Below are 21,041 nucleotides of genomic sequence, written 5' to 3'. Positions count from 1 at the left end.
TTTCGGGGCAACGCCGCTGGGCAGCCGCGCTGCAAGGAAGCGTAGGGACGGCTTCCGTTTACGGCGAGGGAAAGGCGTGGTGGTGGCCTTCAAGGTGACCGGCGGCGAGCAGGGCGGGTGGGCCGTGCTCCATGTGTCGGGCGAGCTGGACCTGGTGACGTCACCGGTGCTGCGGCAGCGGGTGCACGACGAGGTGGCCGAGGGCCGCCACCGTCTCGTCCTGGACCTCTCCGAGGTCTACTTCTGCGACTCCAGCGGCGTCGGCGTGCTCATCGCGGCCCGCAGGCTCATCCGCTCCTGCCGGGGCCGGCTGCGGCTGATCCTGCCCGCGCGCGGGGCCGCGGAGGACTCCCACGTCAACCGCGTCCTGGGCGCGCTCGGCGTCCGGCGTCTCTTCGACGTCTACGGCGACCTCGCGGAGGCCGTGGCCGAGGACGGCTCCGCACCGCTGACGGCGTGAGCCGCACAGCTGTGCGACAAGGTGGTCCCGAAATCCCCCCGGTCCGGGTACAGAGACCGCCCATCGGCTCCCACGGGGCCGGCGGCGTCGTACGCTCCCTGCCGGAAGGTTTCCCGCACCAGGACGCCAGGCGGCCGGAGGACAGCATGGTCAGCAGCGAGTACGAACGCAGGATCGCCGACCGGTTCGCCACGTTCGACCAGGACGGCAACGGCTACATCGACCGCGAGGACTTCGGCGCGGCCGCCAAGGCGCTGCTGGCCGAGTTCGGCACGGCGGCCCGCTCCGACAAGGGCCAGGCGCTGTACGCGGGCGCGGAGGCCTTCTGGCAGGGCATGGCGGGCATCGCCGACCGCGACGGCGACCAGCGCATCACCCGGGACGAGTTCGTCGGCGGCGCGGTCAAGCGGCTGCACGACAACCCCGGCCGCTTCGCCGAGATCGCCCGCCCCTTCCTGCACGCCGTCCTGGACCTCGCGGACGCCGACGGCGACGGCCTGGCCACGGTCGAGGACACCGCGCGCGTGCTGCGCGTCCTGGGCGTCCGTGAGGACCTCGCCCGCACGGTCGCCGCTGCCCTCGACGCCGACAGCGACGACAAGGTCGGCGAACAGGACATCGTCCCCGCGGTGGCCCGCTACTTCACCGTCTCCGAGTAGCGCTCTCCGAGTAGCGCTCGCGCAGCTTGTACTTCAGGACCTTGCGGAGCGTGTCGTTGCGCGGCAGGGCGTCCACCAGCTCCAGCTGCTCCGGCAGCTTGTGCACGGACAGTCCCGCCGCGCGCAGATACGACGTCAGCGCCTCCAGCGTCGGGTCCGCGGCCCCCGCCGCCCGCTCCACCACCGCGCACACCCGCTCCCCGCGCTCGGCGTCCGGCAGCCCGATCACCGCCACGTCCCCGACGTCCGCGCGGGCGGCCAGCAGATCCTCGATCTCCTTGGCGGAGATGTTCTCCCCCTTGCGGATGATGACGTCCTTCAGCCGCCCGGTGAGCACCAGATGCCCGCTCCCGGTCAGCCGCCCGAGATCCCCGGTGCGCAGGAACCCGTCCTCGTCGAAGGCCTCCGCCGTCTGCGCCGGGTCCAGATAGCCGCGGCACACGGCCTCCCCGCGCAGTCGCACCTCCCCGCCCTCGGCGATCCGTATCTCCATCCCCTCCGGCGGCCGTCCCTCGGTCGTCGCGAGGTTCTCCACGGTGTCGCCCGGCGCCCCCATGGTGATCATCGGGACCTCGGTCATGCCGTAGCCGTGGGTGAGCTGCACGCCCATCTCCCGGACGACCGCGTGGTACACCTCGGGCGGCTTCGGCGCCCCGCCCCCGGCGAGCAGCCGCAGCGAGGGGATCACCGGGACGCCCGGCTGCTTGCGCTGCTCGGCCAGGAACATCGAGTAGAACGCCGTCGACCCGCCCGCCACGGTCACCCCGTGCCGGCGGTACTCGGCGAGCGCGTCCGGCAGCGCGAACTGCTCGAACATCACCGCCGGGAAGCCGTACAGCAGCAGCATGACGGTGTAGTCGGGCCCCGCGATGTGCGCGTACGGGAAGGCCATCGAGCCCACGTCGTCGGCGGTCAGCTCCAGCGCGTGGGCGAGGCAGGAGCCGCCCGCGAGGAGCGAACGGTCGGTGTGCAGGACGCCCTTGGGGTCGGAGGTCGTGCCGGAGGTCCAGTAGATCCAGCGGACGGAGGTGCCCTCGGAGGGCGGCGGGGGCAGCACGGCCGGGTCGCCCTCGGGCAGGTCGTCGTAGGCGTCGAACACGCCCTTCGCGCCGAGCCGCAGCGCCATCTCGCCGTGGTCGAAACCGCGCCAGACGCCCGGTACGGCGAAGAACTCCGCCCGTGACTCCCTGAGCGCGAAGCCGACCTCGCGGTCCCGGTAGAACGGGATGACGGGGCTCTGCACGGCCCCCAGGCGGGCCAGCGCGAAGGACAGCACGGCCGTCTCGATGCGGGTGGGCAGCTGCCAGGCGACGACCGTCCCCGGGCGCACGCCCATGCCGTACAGCCCGGCCGCGGTCCGTTCGGCGCGCGCGTGCAGCTCGCCGAAGGTCAGCGTGCGGTCCTCCTGGAGGAGGACGGGCCGGTCGGGGGTGAGCTCGGCGCGGCGGGCGGCCAGGTCCCAGAGGGTGCGGGAGGAACTCAGGGAGTGCGCGATGGCGTTCATGTCTGCCCCCAGCTTGGCTGACGACTCGTCAGGTGCCATGCTATCTGACGGGTCATCAGATAAGTACCGTCCGGCGGAGGGGAACCCATGGCCACCGAACTGCCCCGCATCATCAGCGTCGACGACCATGTGATCGAACCCGCGCACCTCTTCGCGACCTGGCTGCCGCAGAAGTACCGCGACCGCGGGCCGCAGCCGCTCACGGCCGGGATCGGCGAGCTGGCCTACGTCGCGGGGAAGTACCAGATCACCATGGACCCGGACGGCCAGCCCACCGACTGGTGGATCTACGAGGACCTGAAGTTCCCGTACAAGCGCAACATCGCCGCCGTCGGCTTCGACCGGGACGAGATGACCCTGGAGGGCATCACCCGCGAGGAGATGCGGCGCGGCTGCTGGGACCCGAAGGCCCGCCTGGAGGACATGGACCTCAACCACGTCGAGGCGTCCCTGTGCTTCCCGTCCTTCCCGCGCTTCTGCGGCCAGACCTTCGCCGAGGCGCACGACAAGGAGGTCGCGCACGCGTGCGTGCGGGCCTACAACGACTGGATGGTCGAGGAGTGGTGCGGCGACAGCGGCGGCCGTCTCATCCCGCTCTGCCTGATCCCCCTGTGGGACATCGACCTCGCCGTGGCGGAGATCCGGCGCAACGCCGCCCGCGGGGTGCGCGCGGTCACCTTCTCCGAGATCCCCACCCATCTGGGGCTGCCGTCCATCCACTCCGGCTACTGGGACCCGTTCTTCGCCGTGTGCGAGGAGACCGGGACGGTCGTCAACATGCACATCGGCTCGTCCTCGCAGATGCCGGCCGCCTCCCCCGACGCACCCCCCGCCGTCCAGGCCTCGCTGTCCTTCAACAACGCCATGGCCTCGATGATGGACTACCTGTTCAGCGGGGTCCTGGTGAAGTTCCCGGCGCTGAAACTGGCCTACTCCGAGGGCCAGATGGGCTGGATCCCGTACGCACTGGAGCGCGCCGACGACGTCTGGGAGGAGCACCGGGCCTGGGGCGGTGTCAGGGACCTGATCCCCGAGCCGCCGTCCACGTACTACTACCGGCAGATGTACTGCTGCTTCTTCCGCGACAAGCACGGGGTGGCCTCCCTGGACGTGGTCGGCCGCGACAACGCCACCTTCGAGACCGACTACCCGCACGTCGACTCCACCTTCCCGCACACCAAGGAGGTCGCCCTCGACCACGTCAAGGGCCTCGACGACGAGACGGTCTACAAGCTGATGCGGGGCAACGCGATCCGCATGCTGGACCTGGACCTCGACAAGTAATGGACCTGTCGTACACGGCCGAGGAGGAGGACTTCCGCGCCCGGCTGCGGGAGTGGCTCGGCAAGGCGCTGCCCGCGCTCGGGCCGAAGCCGTCCCCGGACGACTGGCCCGGCCGGCGCCGCTACGACCTCGGCTGGCAGCGGACGCTGTACGACGCCGGGTACGCGCACGTGCACTGGGACGCCGACCCGACCACCCGGCTGATCTTCCTGGAGGAGACGGAGCGGGCCGGAGCGCCCTACGTGGGGGCCAACTTCGTCGGACTGCTGCACGCGGGGCCCACGATCGCCGCCGAGGGCACGGACGCCCAGCGCGCGCGCTGGCTGGAGCCGATCCTGCGCGGCGAGGAGGTCTGGTGCCAGGGCTTCAGCGAACCGGACGCCGGCTCCGACCTCGCGGCGCTGCGCACGCGCGCGTGGCGCGACGGCGACGACTACGTGGTGAGCGGGTCCAAGATCTGGACCTCGCACGCCGAGGTCGCCGACTGGTGCGAACTGCTGGTGCGCACGGATCCCACGGCGCCGAAGCACCGGGGCATCACCTGGCTGGCGATGCCCATGGACGCCCCCGGGATCACCGTACGGCCGCTGCGGACGCTCGCCGGGTCCGCCGAGTTCGCCGAGGTGTTCCTCGACGAGGTGCGGGTGCCCGTCACCCACCGGGTCGGCGACGAGAACGACGGCTGGCGGGTCACCATGGTGACGCTGTCCTTCGAGCGCGGCACGGCGTTCGTCGGCGAGGTGGTCGCCTGCCGGCGCGTGCTCGGCGAACTGGCCCGTGAGGCGCGTGCGAACGGCCGCTGGGACGACCCCGTGCTGCGGCGCAGGCTCGCCCTCCTGGAGGCGGAGTTCCGGGCGCTGTGGCGGCTGACGCAGTGGAACGTGAGCGAGGCCTCGGCGGGCGGGGTGCCCGGCGTCGGGGGTTCGGTCTTCAAACTGAGGTACTCGCACGCCCGTCAGGAGCTGTACGACGCCGCGGCCGACGTCCTCGGCGACGCGGCCCTCGATCTCGACCGGCCCTGGGTGCTCGACCGGCTCTCCTCGCTGTCGTACACCATCGCGGCCGGCACCTCGCAGATCCAGCGCACCATCGTGGCCGAACGGATCCTCGGGCTGCCGAAAGGGCGGTGAGACTTCTCCGTGCGCTTCCGACTGACGGACGACCAGCGGGCGTTGAGACAAGGGGTACGGGACCTGCTCGCCCGGCGCTTCGACCGGGAGGCGCTGCGGGCGGCCGTGGAGCGGCCCGCGCTCGACCGGGCGCTGTGGCGGGAGCTGGGCGCGGCCGGGTTCTTCGCGCTCCGGCTGCCCGAGACGCGGGGCGGGGTCGGACTCGGGCTGCCCGAGGCGGTGTTGGCCTTCGAGGAGGCGGGCCGCGCGCTCCTGCCGGGCCCCCTGGTCGCCACCCACCTCGCGGCGGGCCGGGTGCCCGGAGCGGCCGAGGGGGAGACCGTCGTGACGGCCGTGGACGCCGGCGGGCTGGTGGAGTGGCTGGCCGAGGCGGACGTGGTGGACGGGGTGGACGAGGTGGCGGCCGGGTCGACCGGGTTGACCGGGGCGGCCGGAGCGGACGGGGACGTCCCGGGGGCCGTGGCGTTGCGGTCGGTGGATCCGCTGACTCCTCTGCACCGGGTGCCGAGGGAGGGGCGGCGAACGGCGGCCGATCACCCCGATGTCGCGGCCGTCCTCCTCACCGCCGCCGAGCAGCTCGGCACCGCCACGCGCGCGTGCGAGCTGGCCGTGCAACACGCGCGGGCCCGAGAGCAGTTCGGGCAGCCGATCGGCGCCTTCCAGGCCGTCAAACACCTCTGCGCGGACCTGCTGGTGCGGGTCGAGGTGGCCCGTGCGGCGGTCTACGCGGCCGCCGTCACCGCCGATCCCGCCGATGTCGCGGCCGCCCGGCTCCTCGCCGACGAGGCCGCCGTACGCGGCGCGCGGGACTGTCTCCAGGTGTACGGCGGCATGGGGTTCACCTGGGAGGCGGACGTGCACCTGCTGCTGAAACGCGCCTGGGTGCGCACCCGGCGTGCGGGGGGTGGTACGGAGAGTGAGGAGCTGCTCGCGCGCGAACTGCTGACCGGAGCGGGCCGCTAGCGCCGCTGCCTGCGCCGACGGCCTGCGCGGGGCTCGGACTGCCGTACGGGTGTCGCGGATTGTGGCATACGGGGTTCACGGAGCGTCGATACCGGGTTGTGTCCGATGCGTGACCCGTCACGGCCCGGAGTCGGCCGGACCCTCCGGTACCTTCTGTGGGATGCGAGTGGTTCCGAGCATGAGCCATGCCGGTGGTGCCCCTGGGGCGGCGCCGAAACCGGCGGTGCGTGCCGCTGCTCGCAGGGCGGACGGGCTTCGGGCCCCCGCCTGTTCGACTCCCTGGCGCGGGCGTCGCACAGTATGCCGCACGGGTACTCCTTCGCGCTGGAATATGCCCGAAGCGCTTGTTGAGGTGACTGTACGTCAACCAAGCTGTCTCGTAAGGGATTCACGTTCCGTCACGCTGCCTCTGGCTGTTGTTCTGGCCATGCAGAAAATGGCTACGATCGTGGCCCCCGTCGTCATGGTGCCCGCGCGACTCGCGTGGCTCGCGTGGCGCACGGCCATGTGTCCGCCGGTTCGGATGGTGTGAGCGGTGCAGGTGCTTCAAGTGCAACTGGAGATCCGGCCCGACCCCGCAGAAGTGGGGCGCGCCCGGAGGTGGGCCCGTTCGCGCCTGGCTGGGTGCGGCATAGGGGACGACGAACCGCTCGCCGAGACGTTGGTCCTGCTCGTCTCCGAACTCGTCACCAACGCCGTGGTGCACACGGGCCGTCCGGCCGTGGTGCGGCTGTCGTTGCCGGGCGGCGGAGCGGGCGTCGTGGACGGGGCGGCCACCGTCCGGCTGGAGGTCGTGGACACCAGCGACCGTGCCCCCGTGCCCCGTTGTGTGGGCGACGACGCCACCGGCGGCCGGGGCCTGGCCCTCGTCGACTGTCTCGCGGACCGCTGGGGCTGGAGCGTGGAGGGCGGCGGCAAGCGCATCTGGTGCGAGATGGACCGCTGCGAGCGGCCCGCCGAGGGCGCGGTGGGCGGCGAGAGCAGGGGTGAGCGCGGGGCCCTGACGGGTGGTCGGCCGATCGCCGCCTACCCGGAGCCGGTGTACCCGAAGCCGCCCGTGTACCCGAAGCCGCCGGTCCGCCCGGAACCCGCATACGAGGGGCGTGCGTTCGAGGCCGTGTGAGTGCCGCGGCGGTGGGTGGCGCCGCGGTGGCGCGATGGCGCGGTGCCGCGGCGGTGGCGCGATGGTGCGGTCCCGGCCGTGCGGCAGTGCCGTGGCGGGGGCGTGCGGTCCGGTGGGTCGGTCGACGGGCGCATGGCCGCGAGAGGGCGGCGGCCTGCGGTGCACGGGTGCAGAAAGCCCTGTTGTCCTGAGCCGGCGCGGCCCCGGTGCGCCCGGATGTGCTTCCGTGCGCGCCCATTGCAAATGGGGCGTAAGTAACAAATCTCCGTCGAGGTGTTGACGCGGCGTGTCCGTTTGATCACGCTTGTGGTCAGCGATTCACCGCGAGGGGACGACGAGGGCCTCGATGACACGGGCCCTTGCCGAGTGTGGGTCGTGATTCGGCGTCGAGTCCCTCAGGGTCGGAGGGGGAGCCGGGGAGGGTACGCCGAGTCGGATGGCGGCGCGCGGTGCCGTGCTCGGGGCGGGCAGCGGCGCGCCGCCATCGGACGTGCGCCGAAGGGGCCGGCCCCGGGGCTCAGAGGACCGCCACGGGTGCCACCGGAGTCCCCGTGCCGCCGACGAACGGCTCCGGCATCGCCGACAGCAGGAACGCGTACCGGCCCTCTTGTCCACAGGCTGTGGACAACTCTTCGAGATTCCAGTTCTGCCCCTGGAGCATCCCCATCTCCACCAGGTCGAGCGCGTGCACCGGCAGCCACAGGTCCTCGATCTCCGGCGGGAAGATCTCGAACGTCATGGTGTCGTTGGCGACGGCCGCCACATCGCGCGCGTGGAACCACTCCGGCGTACGCACCGACAGCCCCGGCGACGGGAACGCGTACGCGTGCCTGTCGCCCGCCAGATAGAGCTGCACCTGCCCGGTCCGCACGAGCACGATGTCGCCGGCACGCACCCGCGTACCCGCCAGTTCCTCCGCCGCCTCCAGGTCCTCCGGTGTCACCGCGTGCCCGCCCGCCAGCCGGTCCACGCCCCGCGCGCGGGCCACGTCCAGGAGCACCCCGCGCGAGACGATGTGCCGCGCCTTGTCGATCCCGCTGAACTCGGCGCCCGCGTGCGCGGTGATGCCGGACGCCGGACGGCCGTTGTAGATCTTCCCCGAGTGCGAGACATGGGTCAGCGCGTCCCAGTGCGTGGCCGCCTGGAGTCCCATCGTCACCGCGTCGTCGCTGCACGCGACCGTGCCGGGACCGAAGATCTCCTGGTTGATCTGCACCATGGTGTGCATCGGGTTGACCCGCCCCGGGATCATCCCGGTCTGCACCCCGTCCTCGCGCAGGGGGAGCGCCAGCGGCACCCGGCGCCCCGAGCGGATCTCGGCGGCCGCGCCGCGCACCACCTCGTCGGTGATCAGGTTGAGCGTGCCGATCTCGTCGGCGGCTCCCCAGCGCCCCCAGTTGTTGACGCGCTTGGCGATGTCGTGGAACTCCTCCGGCAGTGCCATCCGGTGCCTCCCCGGGGCTTGTCCTCGCCCGTCCGACGGGACATAAAATCTAACGGTCCGTCAGATACGGTCTTCGCAAGCATCTAACCGTCCGTCGGAAAACGCGGGAAGGGGCCGGGCGTGGGGAACTTCTTGGCCGGCAAGGTCGTCGCCGTCACAGGGGCGGGACGGGGCATCGGACGGGCGGTCGCGCTCGCGGCGGCGGCCGAGGGCGCCCGGGTCGTCGTCAACGACTACGGGGTGGGCGTGGACGGCGCGTCGCCCACGAGCGAGGTCGCCGAGACCGTCGTCAAGGAGATCGAGGCGGCGGGCGGCCGGGCCGTCGCGGTCGCCGACGACATCTCCACGATGGCGGGCGGGCAGCGGGTCGTGGACACGGCCCTGGAGACCTACGGGCGGCTCGACGGGGTCGTCTGCGTCGCGGGGATCCTGCGGGAGCGGATGCTGTTCAACATGTCCGAGGAGGAGTGGGACCCGGTCGTCGCCACCCACCTCAAGGGCACCTTCACCGTCTTCCGGGCGGCCTCCGCGGTCATGCGCCGGCAGGGGTCCGGCGCGCTCATCGGCTTCACCAGCGGCAACCACCAAGGGTCCGTCTCGCAGGCCAACTACAGCGCGGCCAAGGGCGGGATCATCTCGCTGGTGCGCAGCGCGGCGCTCGGCCTGCACAAGTACGGGGTGACCGCCAACGCGGTCGCGCCGGTCGCGCGGACGCGGATGTCGGCCGGGGTGCCGATGGAGCTCGCGGAGATCGGGGAGCCGGAGGACGTCGCCGCGATGGTGATTTTCCTTTTGTCGGACCGCTCGCGGGAGCTGGGGATAACCGGGCAGGTCTACACGGTCGCCGGTGCGAAGATCGCTGTGTGGGCACAGCCTCGGGAGATGCGGGCTGTGTATGCGGAGGGCGGTTCCTGGACGCCCTCGCGTATCGCGGAGGTGCTGCCGGGGTCGGTGGGCGTGGATCCGATGCCGATGCTGGAGCGGTTGGAGGAGATGCGGCGGGCTGCGGCGGAGGGGGCGCGGCCGAATGGGTGAGCTGAGGGCTCGTCGGCGGGCGCGGGTGCCTGGTGGCTTGTCGCGCTCCGCGGCGGAGCCGCATGTCGACAGCGCCCCGCGCCCCTGGGTGGGTGCGGTGGCCCTGACTCAAGGAGGTGGACGTGGATTTCGGGTTTGATCCGGCCGACGACGAGTTCCGTGCCGAAGCTCGGGCCTGGCTCGACGCACACGCCCCGCACGCCACCGACCGCCGCACCTGGGAGCGCACGCTCGGTGCCGCCGGGTGGATCGGGCTCGGCTGGGCCGAGGGCGGGTACGGCAACCGGACCGCCGGTCTGACCCGGCAGGTCGCCTGGGCCGAGGAGTACGCGCGCTCGGGGGCCCCGCCCCGGTCCGGGCACATCGGGGAGAACCTGCTCGCGCCCACCCTGATCGCCCATGGCACCCCGGAGCAGAAGGCCCGGTTCCTGCCGCCCGTCGCCGCCGGTGTCGAGCTCTGGTGCCAGGGGTACAGCGAGCCGGGTGCCGGGTCCGACCTCGCCGGGGTGCGGACGCGGGCGGAGGCCGACGAGGGCGGCCGGACGTACCGCGTCACCGGGCAGAAGATCTGGACCTCCCTCGCGCACGAGGCCGACTGGTGTTTCGTCCTCGCCCGCACCGACCCCGGCTCGACCCGTCACCACGGGCTGTCCTTCCTCCTGGTGCCCATGGACCAGCCCGGCCGGATCGAGGTGCGGCCCATCCGGCAGCTCACCGGCACCAGCGAGTTCAACGAGGTCTTCTTCGACGGGGCGCGCGCGGAGCATGTCGTGGGGGGCGCGGGCCAGGGCTGGCGGGTCGCGATGAGCCTCCTCGGTTTCGAGCGCGGGGTGTCGACGCTCGCCCAGCAGATCGGGTTCGCCGAGGAACTGGGACGCGTGGTCCGCACCGCGGTGGAGACGGGCGCCGCCGACGATCCCGTCGTACGCGAGCGGCTGGTGCGGCTCTGGGCCGAGCTGCGGACCATGCGGTGGAACGCGCTGCGGACGCTGGGCGGTTCGGGCGGGCCGGGGGCGCCCAGTGTCGCCAAGCTGCTGTGGGCGGGCTGGCATCAGCGGCTCGGGGAGGCCGCGGTGGGGGTGCGGGGCGCGTCGGCGAGCGCGGGCCCGTCGGACTGGACGCCCGCGGCGCCGTACGCACTCGACGACGCGCAGCACCTGTTCCTGTTCTCCCGGGCCGACACGATCTACGGCGGCTCGGACCAGATCCAGCGCACGATCATCGCCGAGCGCGTGCTCGGCCTGCCCAGAGAGCGCAAGGGGGTCGTCTGATGCGAGGTGTGCTGTTCGACGGGAAGCGGGCTGAGGTCGTCGACGACCTCGACGTACGCGATCCGGGGCCCGGCGAGGTGCTCGTGGCGATCTCGGCGGCCGGGCTGTGCCACAGCGACCTGTCGGTGATCGACGGGACGATCCCCTTCCCGGCGCCGGTGGTGCTCGGGCACGAGGGGGCGGGGGTGGTGGAGGCCGTGGGGGCCGGGGTCACCCATGTCGCCCCCGGCGACCACGTGGCCCTGTCCACCCTCGCCAGCTGCGGGACCTGTGCCGAGTGCGACCGGGGGCGGCCGACGATGTGCCGGCAGGCGATCGGGCGGCCCCAGAAGCCGTTCACGCGCGCGGGGCGGGCGGTGTACCAGTTCGCCTCCAACTCCGCCTTCGCCGAGCGGACGGTCGTGAAGGCCGTCCAGGCGGTGCGCATCCCCGAGGACATCCCGCTGCCGGCCGCCGCCCTGATCGGGTGCGGGGTGCTGACCGGCGTGGGCGCCGTGCTCAACCGCGCGCGGGTGGGGTACGGCGAGAGCGTCGTCGTCATCGGCACGGGCGGGATCGGGCTCAACGTGCTCCAGGGCGCGCGGATCGCGGGTGCGCTGCGGATCGTCGCGGTCGACTCCAACCCGGCCAAGGAGGCGGTGGCCCGGCGGTTCGGGGCGACCGACTTCCTGACGTCCACCCAGGCCGTGCGGGATGTGCTGCCGACCGGCGCGGACCATGTCTTCGAGTGCGTGGGACGGGTGGAGCTGATCCGGGCCGCCGTCGACCTGCTGGACCGGCACGGACAGGCGGTCCTGCTGGGGGTGCCGCCGGCCACCGCGGAGGCGTCCTTCCTGGTCTCCTCCCTCTTCCTCGACAAGTCCATCCTGGGCTGCCGCTACGGCGCCTCCCGCCCCCAGCGGGACATCGCCCTGTACGCCGGTCTGTACCGCGAGGGCCGGCTGCTCCTCGACGAACTCATCACCCAGACCTACCCGGTGGAGGACTTCGAGAAGGCGGCGGCGGACGCGGAGGCGGGACGGGTGGCGCGGGGGGTGCTCACCTTCTAGCGCGCGATCCGGCCGACGTCAGCTCTGCGCGGTCCGGCCGCGTTGGACGGCGGCCAGGGTCAGCAGCGCCTCGACCGCCGCGAAGGCGGCCAGGCGCACGCTCCAGGAGCCGACCGAGGACTGCGCGATGTCGGCGAACGCCGCCGTCCGCAACAGGATGGTACTCAGGGCGAACCCGGCGACGACGCCGATGACCACGGCCCAGGTCGGCGGTTCGTGCATGACGGACACCACGATGCCGGCGAGGGCCACGACGACGCAGAGCACGGTGACCAAGGTGAGATACATGGCTTCCAGTGTTCCGGCGGGCGGAGGCGTTCCCATCGTCTCGGCGGACGAACCCGTCTGCATCTCTGGGTAGAGACGAGCCTCAGCCGTGCGGCGGCCGGTCGAGGCCGTGCAGCAGTTCGCGCATGGCGGCGAGCGTCGAGCGGGCCTCGGCCGCGACCTCGTCCGGCCGCCTCGCGCGGGCCAGTTCCACGAGCCGCGCCGTGCGGTGCAGTACGGCATCGCTCAACCGTGCGGCCAGCAGCTCCCGTTCCGCTCCGGCGGACCGGTCCGCCTGCCACGCGGAACGGGCGAGCGCGAAGTCGTCCCGGGCGAGCACGCGCAGCCGGCGTCGGCGGACCAGCAGCCCGCTGCTCCAGACGAGGGCGAAGCCCGCGCAGGCCACCAGGCTCAACGGCACCACCAGGACCGCGCCGGTGAGCCAGGAGAGCCCGCCGGCCGGCACCTCGCCGTCGGCGGCCGCCGTGGCGAGCAGCGCACTCGTGCTCACGGTCCCCGTCACCAGGACCCACGGCCAGGTGCGGGCGCCGCGATGGCTGTAGGCGCCCAGGGCGTTCACCGCGAGGCACTCGGCGAGCAGGCCCCCGGCGAAGTACGGGGACAGCGCCGCCAGCGGGGCCAGCGCGGTGGCCACGGGCCAGAGCAGGGACGTCACCAGGACGCCCGTGAGCGCGGCCCGGGGCGCGTGCCGTCGCCACACCAGGGGAAGGCCGTGGAGGGCGAACAGGACGGCGACCAGCGCGATCGCGGGGACGGCCGCGTGCCGGGCCGACCGGCTCCAGTCCTCGGCCCCGACCAGGACGAAGAAGAGGGGCAGCAGCGCGGCGGTGAACGCGAGCGCGGGGTCGGCCAGCAACTGCTCCCGCAGGACGTCCCGCCGCCACCCCTGTGCCGTCTGCGCCCCGCCCGGGTCGGGCAGCACCGCCTCGACCCGCCAGCCGCCCTCGGCCGTCGGACCGGCGTCCAGCTCACCGCCGACCGCGGCCGCGCGCTGCCCCATGCCCTTGATGCCGAGACCCGACCCCGTGATGCCGGCCGCGCGGGATGCCCGCGCTTCCGAGGGACCGTTGGTCACCGACAGCAGCAACCGCCCCGCGTCCCGCCGTACCAGCACGCGGACGGCGGCGCCGGGGGCGTACCGGACGGCGTTGGTGAGGGCTTCGCGCACGATCCCGTGGACGGCCTCGCCGACCGGGCCGGTCAGGTCGGGGGGAAGCTCCGTGGCGATGGGGCGGCCCAACCGGCCGAACCCCGCGACCAGTTGCTGGATGGGGCCGGTCAGCGACACGGCCTCGCGCGGTTCCGGGTCCCGCATCAGTCCCACCAGCCGCTGGAGCGAGGCCTGTGTCTCCAGGCCGGTGCGTTCCGCGAACTCCAGGGCCTCGGCGGTCAGCTCCGGCCGGGTTCCGCCGAGCCGGATCGCCGTGTCCACGGTCACGACCACCGAGGTCAGATGGTGTGCGCTCACATCGTGCAACTCGCGCGCGAGGCGCTGGCGTTCGTTCTCGGCGGCGTGCCGCCTGTCCTCCTCGGCCCCCGCCAGCCGACGGGCCGCGGTCAGACGTCTCGCACGCCACTGGCGGCGCGCCTCGCCCAGGCCCGCGCAGAGCACGTACACCAGGGCCGCGACCGCCCATTCCGCCAGCGGCACCGTACGGAAGCCCGCCCGCGCGAACGACAGGAGCCATTCGGCGCCGACGACCGCGGCGACGGCCCGCAGCGTCACGGGAAGGGGGCAGCGCACCGCGACCGAGTACAGGGACACGGGGGCGCCCAGCGCGAAGTAGCCGTCCTGCCAGGCGGCCAGCCCGACCGCCATGGCGCCGACCGACCAGGCCAGGGCGCTCACCGGGGCCTGCCGGCGCCGCCCGAGGGCCGCCGTCTCCACCGCGAGAGCGCACGCGACGGCCCCGGCCGCGACCGCTCCGCGCGGATCGCCGTCGCGCCAGGGCCCCGCGATCGCCAGCCAGGCCAGCTGGGCCGCCGCCAGCAGCGCGGGGAGCAGCCACCGGCGGACCGTCTCTGTCTCAGGCATGCCTCTGCTCGCGCTCCCAGTCCGGGCAACCACCCCGGTATCCCAGCATCTTGACATGCCCACCTGAGGCCGGGCCGGGGCCGGGCCCTCGGTCGGCGGCCTCCGCGACCGGCGGCCTCCGCGACCGGCCGAAAACCCTTGGGACGTTGTCGGGCGCACGTCCTACCGTCGTGGCATGAGCTACCGCGATCTCGCCTCCCGGCAGGTTCTGGCCTGGGCCTGTACGGCCGTCGGCGCGCGGATGCCGGTCGCGATGGCGCCGCTCGCGCTGGTGTTCCTGGTGCGTGAGCGCCCCGGCGGATACTCCCTGGGGGCGATCCTCGCGGCGGCCTACGTCCTCGGCGAGATCCTGGGCGCCCCCGTCCTCGGGATGCGGCTGCGCCACGACCGGGCCCGCGCCCATCTGGCCGTCGGCCTCGGGTTCGGGGCCGTCGGCTTCGCCGGGCTCGGTGTCCTGCCGGGCGCGCATCCGGTCGTACTCGGCGGGTTCGCGTTCCTGGCCGGTGCCGCGCCCGGCGCCACCACCGGCGGTCTGCGCACCCTGCTCACCGAACTGGTCCCGGAGCGGGCGGCGGCGCAGGCGCTGTCCGCCGAGTCGGTCCTGACGGCCGGTGTGTGGGCGGCCTCCCCGGCCGCCGTCGCGGGACTGGCGCTCGGCGTCGCGCCGCGCGTCCCGCTGCTCCTCGCCGCCGCGCTGATGGCCTCCTCGGTCGGTTGCCTGGTGCTGTTGCCCGGCGCCTGGGGCACGGACGGCGGCACCGGCGCGGACCGCCCCGGGGCGTCGCTGCCGCGTGTCCTGGCGGGCGCCTGGCCGGTGTACGTGACGGGCGCGGCCAGCCTGACCCTGCTCGGTCTGTCCGAACTGGTCCTGCCGGCCCTGCTCGAACAGCGGGGCGTCGCCGTCGGCTGGTCGGGGCCGCTGCTGACCGGGATGGCCGTGGGCGGCGGGCTCGGCGCGTTCGTCTACGGGCTGCGCACCTGGCCGGGGCCGCTGCGCGAGCGCAGTGTGCTCCTGATGGCCGGCACCTCGGTGTGTGTGACGGCCGCCGCGCTGATCCCGCACGCGGCGGGGATCGCGGTGGCGCTGACCCTGGGCGGCATGCTCCAGTCGGGCGCCATGCTGACCCGCAATCTGTCGCTGCGCGAGGCGCTCCCGCCGGGCGCGCTGGCCGCGGGCTACTCCGTCATGTACGCGGCGGCGGGGGCGGGGTACGCGGCGACGGGATCGCTGGCTGGCGCGCTGCTGCGGGTGGCGGCGCCGTCCACGGCGGTGCTGGCCGGGGTGGCGCTGACGCTGGCGCTGACCGGGATCGGCTGGTGGGGCGAGGCCCGGCACGCCGCCCGTTCAGCTCGGGGCGCCGACACCGCCGTGCCGCTCGCGCTCGCCGACGCCCGGCCGGCCGCCGGTGCGGAAGGTGCGACGGTACGCGGTGGGGGTGACCCCGAGGGCGGCCTGTAGGTGCTGCCGCATCGACTGGGCGGTGCCGAACCCGGAGTCCCGGGCGACCTGGTCGACGGACCGGTCGCTGGACTCCAGCAGCTGCCGGGCCCGTTCGACGCGCTGCCGGGTGAGCCACTGGCCCGGGCTGACGCCGGTCTCCTCGCGGAAGCGGCGGGTGAACGTCCGTACGGACAGGGACTCCTGCGCGGCCATGTCCCGCAGCTGGATCGGCTCGTGCAGCCGCCCGAGCGCCCAGGCGCGCGCGGTGGTGGTGCCGGCCTGCCGCGGATCGGGCACGGGCCGCTCGATGTACTGCGCCTGACCGCCGTCGCGGTGCGGGGGTACGACGGTGCGGCGGGCGACGTCGTTGGCGACCGCGGTGCCGTGGTCGCGGCGGACCATGTGCAGGCACAGGTCGATGCCGGCGGCGACCCCGGCGGAGGTGAGGACGTCGCCGTCGTCGACGAAGAGGACGTCCGGGTCGACGTCGATGTGCGGAAAGAGCTGCTGGAGGTGCTCGGCGTCGGCCCAGTGCGTGGTCGCGGGGCGGCCGTCGAGGTAGCCGGCGGCGGCGAGGACGTAGACGCCCGTGCAGATGGACGCGAGGCGGGTGCCGGGGCGGATGTGGGCGAGGGCGGCGGCGAGTTCGTCGGTGAGGACGCCCTCCTCGAAGACCGGGCCGAGCTCGTAGGAGGCGGGGACGACGACGGTGTCGGCGGTGGCGAGGGTCTCCGGCCCGTGCTCCACCATGATCGCGAAGTCGGCGTCGGTCAGGACCGGGCCCGGCGGCCGGATCGAGCAGGTCACGACCTCGTACAGGCGACGCCCCTCGGCGTCCCTGGGGCGGCCGAAGATGCGGTGCGGAATGCCCAGCTCGAAGGGGAGCAGGCCGTCCAGGGCGAGGACGACGACACGATGGGGAGTCCGAGCACTCATGGCCCGATCCTAGCCAATGCTGTCCCTCGGGCCACTCGTTGAGGGCGGGAGAAAAACGGATCCTTTATGCCGTGACCCAGACAAGCGAGGCTCCCGCAGCCATACAGGAACAGAAGCCGCCCGTCCGTTTCCGTGTCCACCGCGCCTGGTTCGTCGCCGCCGTCACCTTCGTCACGATCATCGGCGCGGCCGCCTTCCGCTCGCTGCCCGGTCTGCTCATCGACCCGCTGCACCAGGAGTTCGGCTGGTCGCGCGGCACGATCGGCGCGGCGGTCTCGATCAACCTCGCCCTCTACGGGCTCACCGCGCCGTTCGCCGCCGCGCTGATGGACCGCTTCGGCATCCGCCGGGTGGTGGCCGTCGCGCTGACCGTGATCGCGCTCGGCTCCGGCCTCACGGTGTGGATGACGGCGGCCTGGCAGCTGCTGCTGTGCTGGGGTCTGCTGGTCGGCCTGGGCTCCGGCTCGATGGCGCTGGCCTTCGCCGCGACGGTCACCAACCGCTGGTTCACCGAGCGCCGCGGCCTGGTCAGCGGCATCCTCACCGCCGCCTCCGCCTCCGGCCAGCTGATCTTCCTGCCGCTGCTGTCCTGGATGATCACCCGCCACGACTGGCGCCCGGCCGCCGTCACGGTGGCCCTGGCCGCCCTCGCCGTCGTCCCCTTCGTCTGGCTGCTGCTGCGCGACCACCCGGCGGACGTGGGCGCGAGGCCGTACGGCGCGACGGAGTTCGTACCGAAGCCGGCACCCGTGCAGGGGGCGGCGCGCCGCACGGTCAAGGTCCTGTTCTCCGCGATGCGCACCGGACCCTTCTGGCTCCTCGCCGGCACCTTCGCGATCTGCGGCGCCTCCACGAACGGCCTGGTCCAGACCCACTTCGTGCCGGCCGCGCACGACCACGGCATGCCGGTCACGGCGGCGGCCTCGCTCCTGGCGGTCATCGGCGTCTTCGACGTCGTCGGCACGATCGCCTCCGGCTGGTTCACCGACCGCTTCTCCCCGCGCCGCCTGCTGGCCGTCTACTACGCCCTGCGGGGCGTCTCGCTCCTCTTCCTCCCCCTGCTGCTGGCCCCCGCCGTCCACCCCCCGATGATCTTCTTCATCGTCTTCTACGGCCTCGACTGGGTCGCCACCGTGCCGCCCACCCTCGCCCTGTGCCGTGAGCACTACGGCGACGACAGCGCCATCGTCTTCGGCTGGGTCCTCGCCTCCCACCAGGTCGGCGCGGCCCTGATCGCCTTCCTCGGCGGCGTCGCCCGCGACACCTTCGGCTCGTACGACATGGTCTGGTACGCGTCGGGCGCCCTGTGCGCGGCGGCGGCGTTGATGGCGCTGGTGATCCGCCGGCGGCCGGCGGGCCCGGCCCTGGCGGCGGCCTGAGGGCGAGGACGCCCGCGTGCCCGGCTAGAGGAACCGGCCCCTGTGGAACAGCAGGGGCCCTTCCGTGTCCGCGGCGGGGGCCGACCCCAGGGCGTTCACCCGGCCCACGACGATGAGGTGGTCGCCCCCGGTGTGCACCGCGTGAACGGCGCAGTCGATCCAGGCGAGGGCGCCGGCCAGGCGCGGGGAGCCGGAGGCCGGGGCCGCGTCGTACGGCACGCCCGCGAACTTGTCCGCGCCGCTCACCGCGAAGGCGCGGCACAGCGCGGCCTGGCCCGCGGCGAGGACGTTGACGCAGAACACGCCCGCGTGGGCGATGCGCGGCCAGGTCGTGGACGTACGGCCGACCATGAAGGCGACCAGGGGCGGGTCGAGGGAGAGGGAGGAGAAGGACTGGCAGGCGAAACCGGCGGGGCCGTCCGGCGTCGCCGCCGTCACGACGGTCACGCCGGACGCGAAGGTGCCCAGCACCCGCCGGAACTCGCCCTGGTCCACCGGCGCCCGCTCGTCCTCGCGGACGCAGCGCAGTTCGGGACGGGGCAGCGGTTCGACCGGGCCCGCCCTCAAGTAACGGACGGCGGCGGCCGCCATCCCCACGTGTCCCATCATGTCCCCCATTGAAGCTGACGGTATGTCAGATAGGAAGGGGTGCGAGGGGAACCGACACGCCCCCGTACGCTGCCGCCATGGGGCGGGGTGACGCGCGCACGAAAATGGGCCGGAGAAAGGCCGACGCCGAGGTGACCGCGGCGGTCGCGGCCGGGGCCGCACAGCTTCCGGCGGCCTGGCTGCTCTGTTGACATCCTCCCTCCTTAAAAGCGGGGGATTCCAACCCGGGTGGGTTGAGGTTCACGGACACTCGACCGCTCTGCGGGCGGTGTTGTCCCTCCGGTACCGGCTGTTCGCCGGGGGCGGGGAATCCCGCCCTGTCCTGCCGCGACGTTGTGGCTTGCGTTGGTGTCCGCGTTGCAGGTGAAGCCGCAGGACGAACAGACGAACTCGGCTTGGTTCTTGCGCGAGTTCTTGTCGATCCATCCGCAGGCGCTGCACCGCAGGGATGTGTAGGGGGCGGGGATGTCCTCGACCCGGCCGGGGGCCTTGTGCCCGGTGCGCTGCCGGAGCAGGCCCCAGCCCTGGGCGAGGATGCCCCGGTTCAGCCCGGCCTTCTGCGCCACGCCCCGGCCGGGCTGCTCCACGGTGCCCTTCGCGGAGCGGGTCATGTTCTGGATGTTGAGCTTCTCGAAGCGGATCAGGTCGTAGGAGCGGGCGAGCAGGGTGCTGGTCTTCTCGCACCAGTCCTTGCGGCGGTTGGCCTCACGGGCCTTCAGTTTCGCGGCCCTCGCGTAGGCGGCGGTCTTGCGCTCGCTGTTCTTGGGGGCGCGGGCGGCGCGCCGCTGGTGTTTGCGGATCTGGGCGCGTTCCCGGACGGTGAGCTGCGGGCAGTTCAGCATCCGCCCGTCCGAGAGAGCCGCGGTGACGGTGATGCCGCGGTCGATACCGACGACCGTGTCCGTGCAGGGTGCGGGTACCGGCTCGGGGATGACGGCGAACGCGGCATGCCACTGTCCGTTGCGGAAGGTGACCCGGAACGTCTTCGCCTCGGGCAGTTTCGCGCCTTTGCCGCTGGCGCTGAGACGGAAGCGGACCCAGCCGCAGCCGGGCACCTTCACCTGAGCCCACCGTCTGTTCAGCCTCCGCACCACGACCGAGCGGCCCATGACCTGTCGGCCGGTCCTCGCGTTCAGCTGCGGCGTGCCGTCCGTGTGGTACTCGGGGACGCGGTCGGTGCCGATGACCCGGAAGCCCTCGTGCCGGTACTTTCTGCGCCAGGTCGGCTCACCGAACCCGGACGTGAAACGCGCCTGCTTGGCCGTGGCGAAGTCCTTGAGGGCCTGCTGCTGCACGTCGGCGTTCCCGGCTGCCAGCCACTCGTTGTCGCGCCGGGCCTCGGTGAGCTGACGGCACTGCTCGGCGAAGGAGGGCGCGGACTTCCGGCCCGGCTTCCAGTGCGCGTGCTGCTCGACGGCGAGGTTCCACACGTATCTCGCGTGCGCGCAGTGCAGCAGCATCTGCCGCTCCTGCCCGCCCGTCGGGTACATCCGAAACCGTGCCATGCCGTGAACGTAGACCACACGTTCCCCGCCCGAGCACCTCATCGATCACCATCACCCGAGCGAGTGACCACCCCACCCACCGCCGACCACCCGTCCCAGGACCCTCGCGGCCGGCCCATGACACGCGGCCCGCGCGTCAGCGCCCCTCGAACTCGGCCGCCCGGCGTTCCACGAAGCTCGTGACGCCCTCCCGCGCGTCCTCCGTCGTCATGTTGATCTCCTGGGCGGCGGCCTCGGCGGCGAAGGCGGTGGCGCGGTCGGCGTCGAGGGAGGCGTTGACGAGCTGTTTGGTGAGGGCCAGGGCGCGGGTGGGCCCGGCGGCCAGCCGGGCCGCCCACTCCCGGGCCGTCTTCTCCAGCTCGCCGTCCGGGACCACCCGGTTGACCAGGCCCAGGCGTTCGGCGTCCGGTGCGCCGAGCGCGTCGCCGAAGAACATCAGCTCCTTCGCCCGCTGAGGGCCGATCAGCCGGGGGAGGAGATAGGCGCCGCCGCCGTCGGGGACCAGACCGCGGCGGACGAACACCTCGATGAACCGCGCCGACTCGGCGGCCAGGACCAGATCGCAGGCGAGGGCGAGATGCGCGCCGAGGCCGGCCGCCGTGCCGTTCACCGCGGCGATCACCGGCTTCTCGCAGTCCAGCACGGCCGCGATCAGACGCTGCGCGCCCAGCCGGATCGTACGGGCCACGTCACCGGCGACCCGCTCGCCCGCCGCCGCCCCGCCCCGCAGATCCGCCCCGGCGCAGAAACCCCGCCCGGCGCCGGTGAGGACGACCGCCCGGACGGCGGGGTCGGCGGAGGCCTCCGAGAACCGCAGGATCAGGTGTTCGCGCAGGTCGGGGGTGAGGGCGTTGAGGGCTTCGGGGCGGTCGAGGGTGAGGAACGCGACGTGGCCGTCCGTGGTGTGCCGGAGCGAGGTGTCCATC

Annotated in this window: 19 protein-coding genes; 11 read left to right on the top strand and 8 right to left on the bottom strand. The window is 73.3% G+C overall.

Features of this window, described 5'->3' with window-relative positions; all coding sequences use genetic code 11:
• The first annotated feature begins 76 nt into the window (after positions 1 to 76).
• On the top strand, positions 77 to 460 hold the full coding sequence (locus ACYQ8Q_RS20630; protein ID WP_358985617.1) for an STAS domain-containing protein: 384 nt from the start codon (positions 77 to 79) through the stop codon (positions 458 to 460).
• Positions 461 to 606: 146 nt separating this feature from the next.
• Positions 607 to 1,119 carry an EF-hand domain-containing protein gene (locus tag ACYQ8Q_RS20625; RefSeq protein ID WP_460066891.1) on the top strand — a complete coding sequence of 171 codons (513 nt, stop codon included), beginning with the start codon at positions 607 to 609 and terminating at the stop codon, positions 1,117 to 1,119.
• Here the strand turns inward: ACYQ8Q_RS20625 and ACYQ8Q_RS20620 are convergent.
• Positions 1,103 to 2,623, bottom strand: coding sequence for a class I adenylate-forming enzyme family protein (locus tag ACYQ8Q_RS20620; protein ID WP_460066890.1), 1,521 nt, complete (start codon positions 2,621 to 2,623; stop codon positions 1,103 to 1,105). The genes ACYQ8Q_RS20625 and ACYQ8Q_RS20620 overlap by 17 nt on opposite strands.
• A gap of 87 nt (positions 2,624 to 2,710) precedes the next feature.
• Here ACYQ8Q_RS20620 and ACYQ8Q_RS20615 point away from each other — a divergent pair, with 87 nt between their 5' ends.
• The 4 genes from ACYQ8Q_RS20615 to ACYQ8Q_RS20600 all read left to right on the top strand — a co-directional run bounded on the left by ACYQ8Q_RS20615 (position 2,711) and on the right by ACYQ8Q_RS20600 (position 7,123).
• Positions 2,711 to 3,907 (top strand): amidohydrolase family protein, encoded by a 1,197-nt coding sequence (locus ACYQ8Q_RS20615; protein WP_460066887.1) that lies wholly within the window; start codon positions 2,711 to 2,713, stop codon positions 3,905 to 3,907.
• Positions 3,907 to 5,037 (top strand): acyl-CoA dehydrogenase family protein, encoded by a 1,131-nt coding sequence (locus ACYQ8Q_RS20610; RefSeq protein ID WP_460066885.1) that lies wholly within the window; start codon positions 3,907 to 3,909, stop codon positions 5,035 to 5,037. The genes ACYQ8Q_RS20615 and ACYQ8Q_RS20610 overlap by 1 nt, the downstream gene beginning before the upstream one ends.
• Positions 5,038 to 5,046: 9 nt before the next feature.
• Positions 5,047 to 6,000: an acyl-CoA dehydrogenase family protein gene (locus tag ACYQ8Q_RS20605; protein ID WP_460066883.1), complete on the top strand. Its 954-nt coding sequence runs from the start codon at positions 5,047 to 5,049 to the stop codon at positions 5,998 to 6,000.
• A gap of 550 nt (positions 6,001 to 6,550) precedes the next feature.
• Positions 6,551 to 7,123, top strand: a complete 573-nt coding sequence (locus tag ACYQ8Q_RS20600) for an ATP-binding protein (RefSeq protein ID WP_460066880.1) — start codon at positions 6,551 to 6,553, stop codon at positions 7,121 to 7,123.
• Positions 7,124 to 7,640: 517 nt separating this feature from the next.
• On the opposite strand, the gene ACYQ8Q_RS20595 is transcribed toward ACYQ8Q_RS20600, so the two are convergent.
• A complete protein-coding gene (locus ACYQ8Q_RS20595; protein ID WP_460066878.1) occupies positions 7,641 to 8,567 on the bottom strand; it encodes a cyclase family protein in 927 nt (308 codons plus the stop codon).
• Positions 8,568 to 8,687: 120 nt separating this feature from the next.
• On the opposite strand from ACYQ8Q_RS20595, the gene ACYQ8Q_RS20590 reads away from it, so the two are divergent.
• From ACYQ8Q_RS20590 to ACYQ8Q_RS20580, 3 genes are all read left to right on the top strand, one after another.
• Positions 8,688 to 9,602 carry an SDR family oxidoreductase gene (locus ACYQ8Q_RS20590; RefSeq protein WP_460066876.1) on the top strand — a complete coding sequence of 305 codons (915 nt, stop codon included), beginning with the start codon at positions 8,688 to 8,690 and terminating at the stop codon, positions 9,600 to 9,602.
• 122 nt (positions 9,603 to 9,724) lie between these two features.
• Positions 9,725 to 10,873, top strand: coding sequence for an acyl-CoA dehydrogenase family protein (locus ACYQ8Q_RS20585; protein ID WP_460066874.1), 1,149 nt, complete (start codon positions 9,725 to 9,727; stop codon positions 10,871 to 10,873).
• On the top strand, positions 10,873 to 11,922 hold the full coding sequence (locus ACYQ8Q_RS20580) for a Zn-dependent alcohol dehydrogenase (RefSeq protein WP_460066871.1): 1,050 nt from the start codon (positions 10,873 to 10,875) through the stop codon (positions 11,920 to 11,922). The genes ACYQ8Q_RS20585 and ACYQ8Q_RS20580 overlap by 1 nt, the downstream gene beginning before the upstream one ends.
• An 18-nt stretch (positions 11,923 to 11,940) precedes the next feature.
• On the opposite strand, the gene ACYQ8Q_RS20575 is transcribed toward ACYQ8Q_RS20580, so the two are convergent.
• Together ACYQ8Q_RS20575 and ACYQ8Q_RS20570 are read right to left on the bottom strand one after the other, a co-directional pair.
• Positions 11,941 to 12,210: a hypothetical protein gene (locus ACYQ8Q_RS20575; RefSeq protein WP_460066869.1), complete on the bottom strand. Its 270-nt coding sequence runs from the start codon at positions 12,208 to 12,210 to the stop codon at positions 11,941 to 11,943.
• An 82-nt stretch (positions 12,211 to 12,292) separates the two neighbouring features.
• Complete coding sequence (locus tag ACYQ8Q_RS20570) at positions 12,293 to 14,245, bottom strand: sensor histidine kinase (RefSeq protein WP_460066868.1); 1,953 nt, start codon at positions 14,243 to 14,245, stop codon at positions 12,293 to 12,295.
• A 175-nt stretch (positions 14,246 to 14,420) separates the two neighbouring features.
• Here ACYQ8Q_RS20570 and ACYQ8Q_RS20565 point away from each other — a divergent pair, with 175 nt between their 5' ends.
• Positions 14,421 to 15,704, top strand: a complete 1,284-nt coding sequence (locus ACYQ8Q_RS20565) for an MFS transporter (protein WP_460066865.1) — start codon at positions 14,421 to 14,423, stop codon at positions 15,702 to 15,704.
• Here the strand turns inward: ACYQ8Q_RS20565 and ACYQ8Q_RS20560 are convergent.
• A complete protein-coding gene (locus ACYQ8Q_RS20560) occupies positions 15,591 to 16,622 on the bottom strand; it encodes a GlxA family transcriptional regulator (protein WP_460066863.1) in 1,032 nt (343 codons plus the stop codon). The genes ACYQ8Q_RS20565 and ACYQ8Q_RS20560 overlap by 114 nt on opposite strands.
• A gap of 71 nt (positions 16,623 to 16,693) precedes the next feature.
• On the opposite strand from ACYQ8Q_RS20560, the gene ACYQ8Q_RS20555 reads away from it, so the two are divergent.
• Positions 16,694 to 18,001 carry an MFS transporter gene (locus ACYQ8Q_RS20555; RefSeq protein WP_460066862.1) on the top strand — a complete coding sequence of 436 codons (1,308 nt, stop codon included), beginning with the start codon at positions 16,694 to 16,696 and terminating at the stop codon, positions 17,999 to 18,001.
• 24 nt (positions 18,002 to 18,025) lie between these two features.
• On the opposite strand, the gene ACYQ8Q_RS20550 is transcribed toward ACYQ8Q_RS20555, so the two are convergent.
• From ACYQ8Q_RS20550 to ACYQ8Q_RS20540, 3 genes are all read right to left on the bottom strand, one after another.
• Positions 18,026 to 18,619, bottom strand: coding sequence for a flavin reductase family protein (locus tag ACYQ8Q_RS20550; RefSeq protein ID WP_460066859.1), 594 nt, complete (start codon positions 18,617 to 18,619; stop codon positions 18,026 to 18,028).
• A gap of 194 nt (positions 18,620 to 18,813) precedes the next feature.
• Positions 18,814 to 20,115 (bottom strand): RNA-guided endonuclease InsQ/TnpB family protein, encoded by a 1,302-nt coding sequence (locus ACYQ8Q_RS20545; protein ID WP_460066856.1) that lies wholly within the window; start codon positions 20,113 to 20,115, stop codon positions 18,814 to 18,816.
• 136 nt (positions 20,116 to 20,251) lie between these two features.
• Entirely contained in the window at positions 20,252 to 21,040 is a 789-nt protein-coding gene (locus tag ACYQ8Q_RS20540; protein WP_460066853.1) for an enoyl-CoA hydratase/isomerase family protein, read from the bottom strand.
• Position 21,041: the final 1 nt, after the last annotated feature.

Source organism: Streptomyces sp. YKOK-I1 (genome assembly GCF_054660435.1).
Note: the sequence above shows the minus strand (reverse complement) of the source record. Positions and strands in the feature narration are given on the sequence as shown.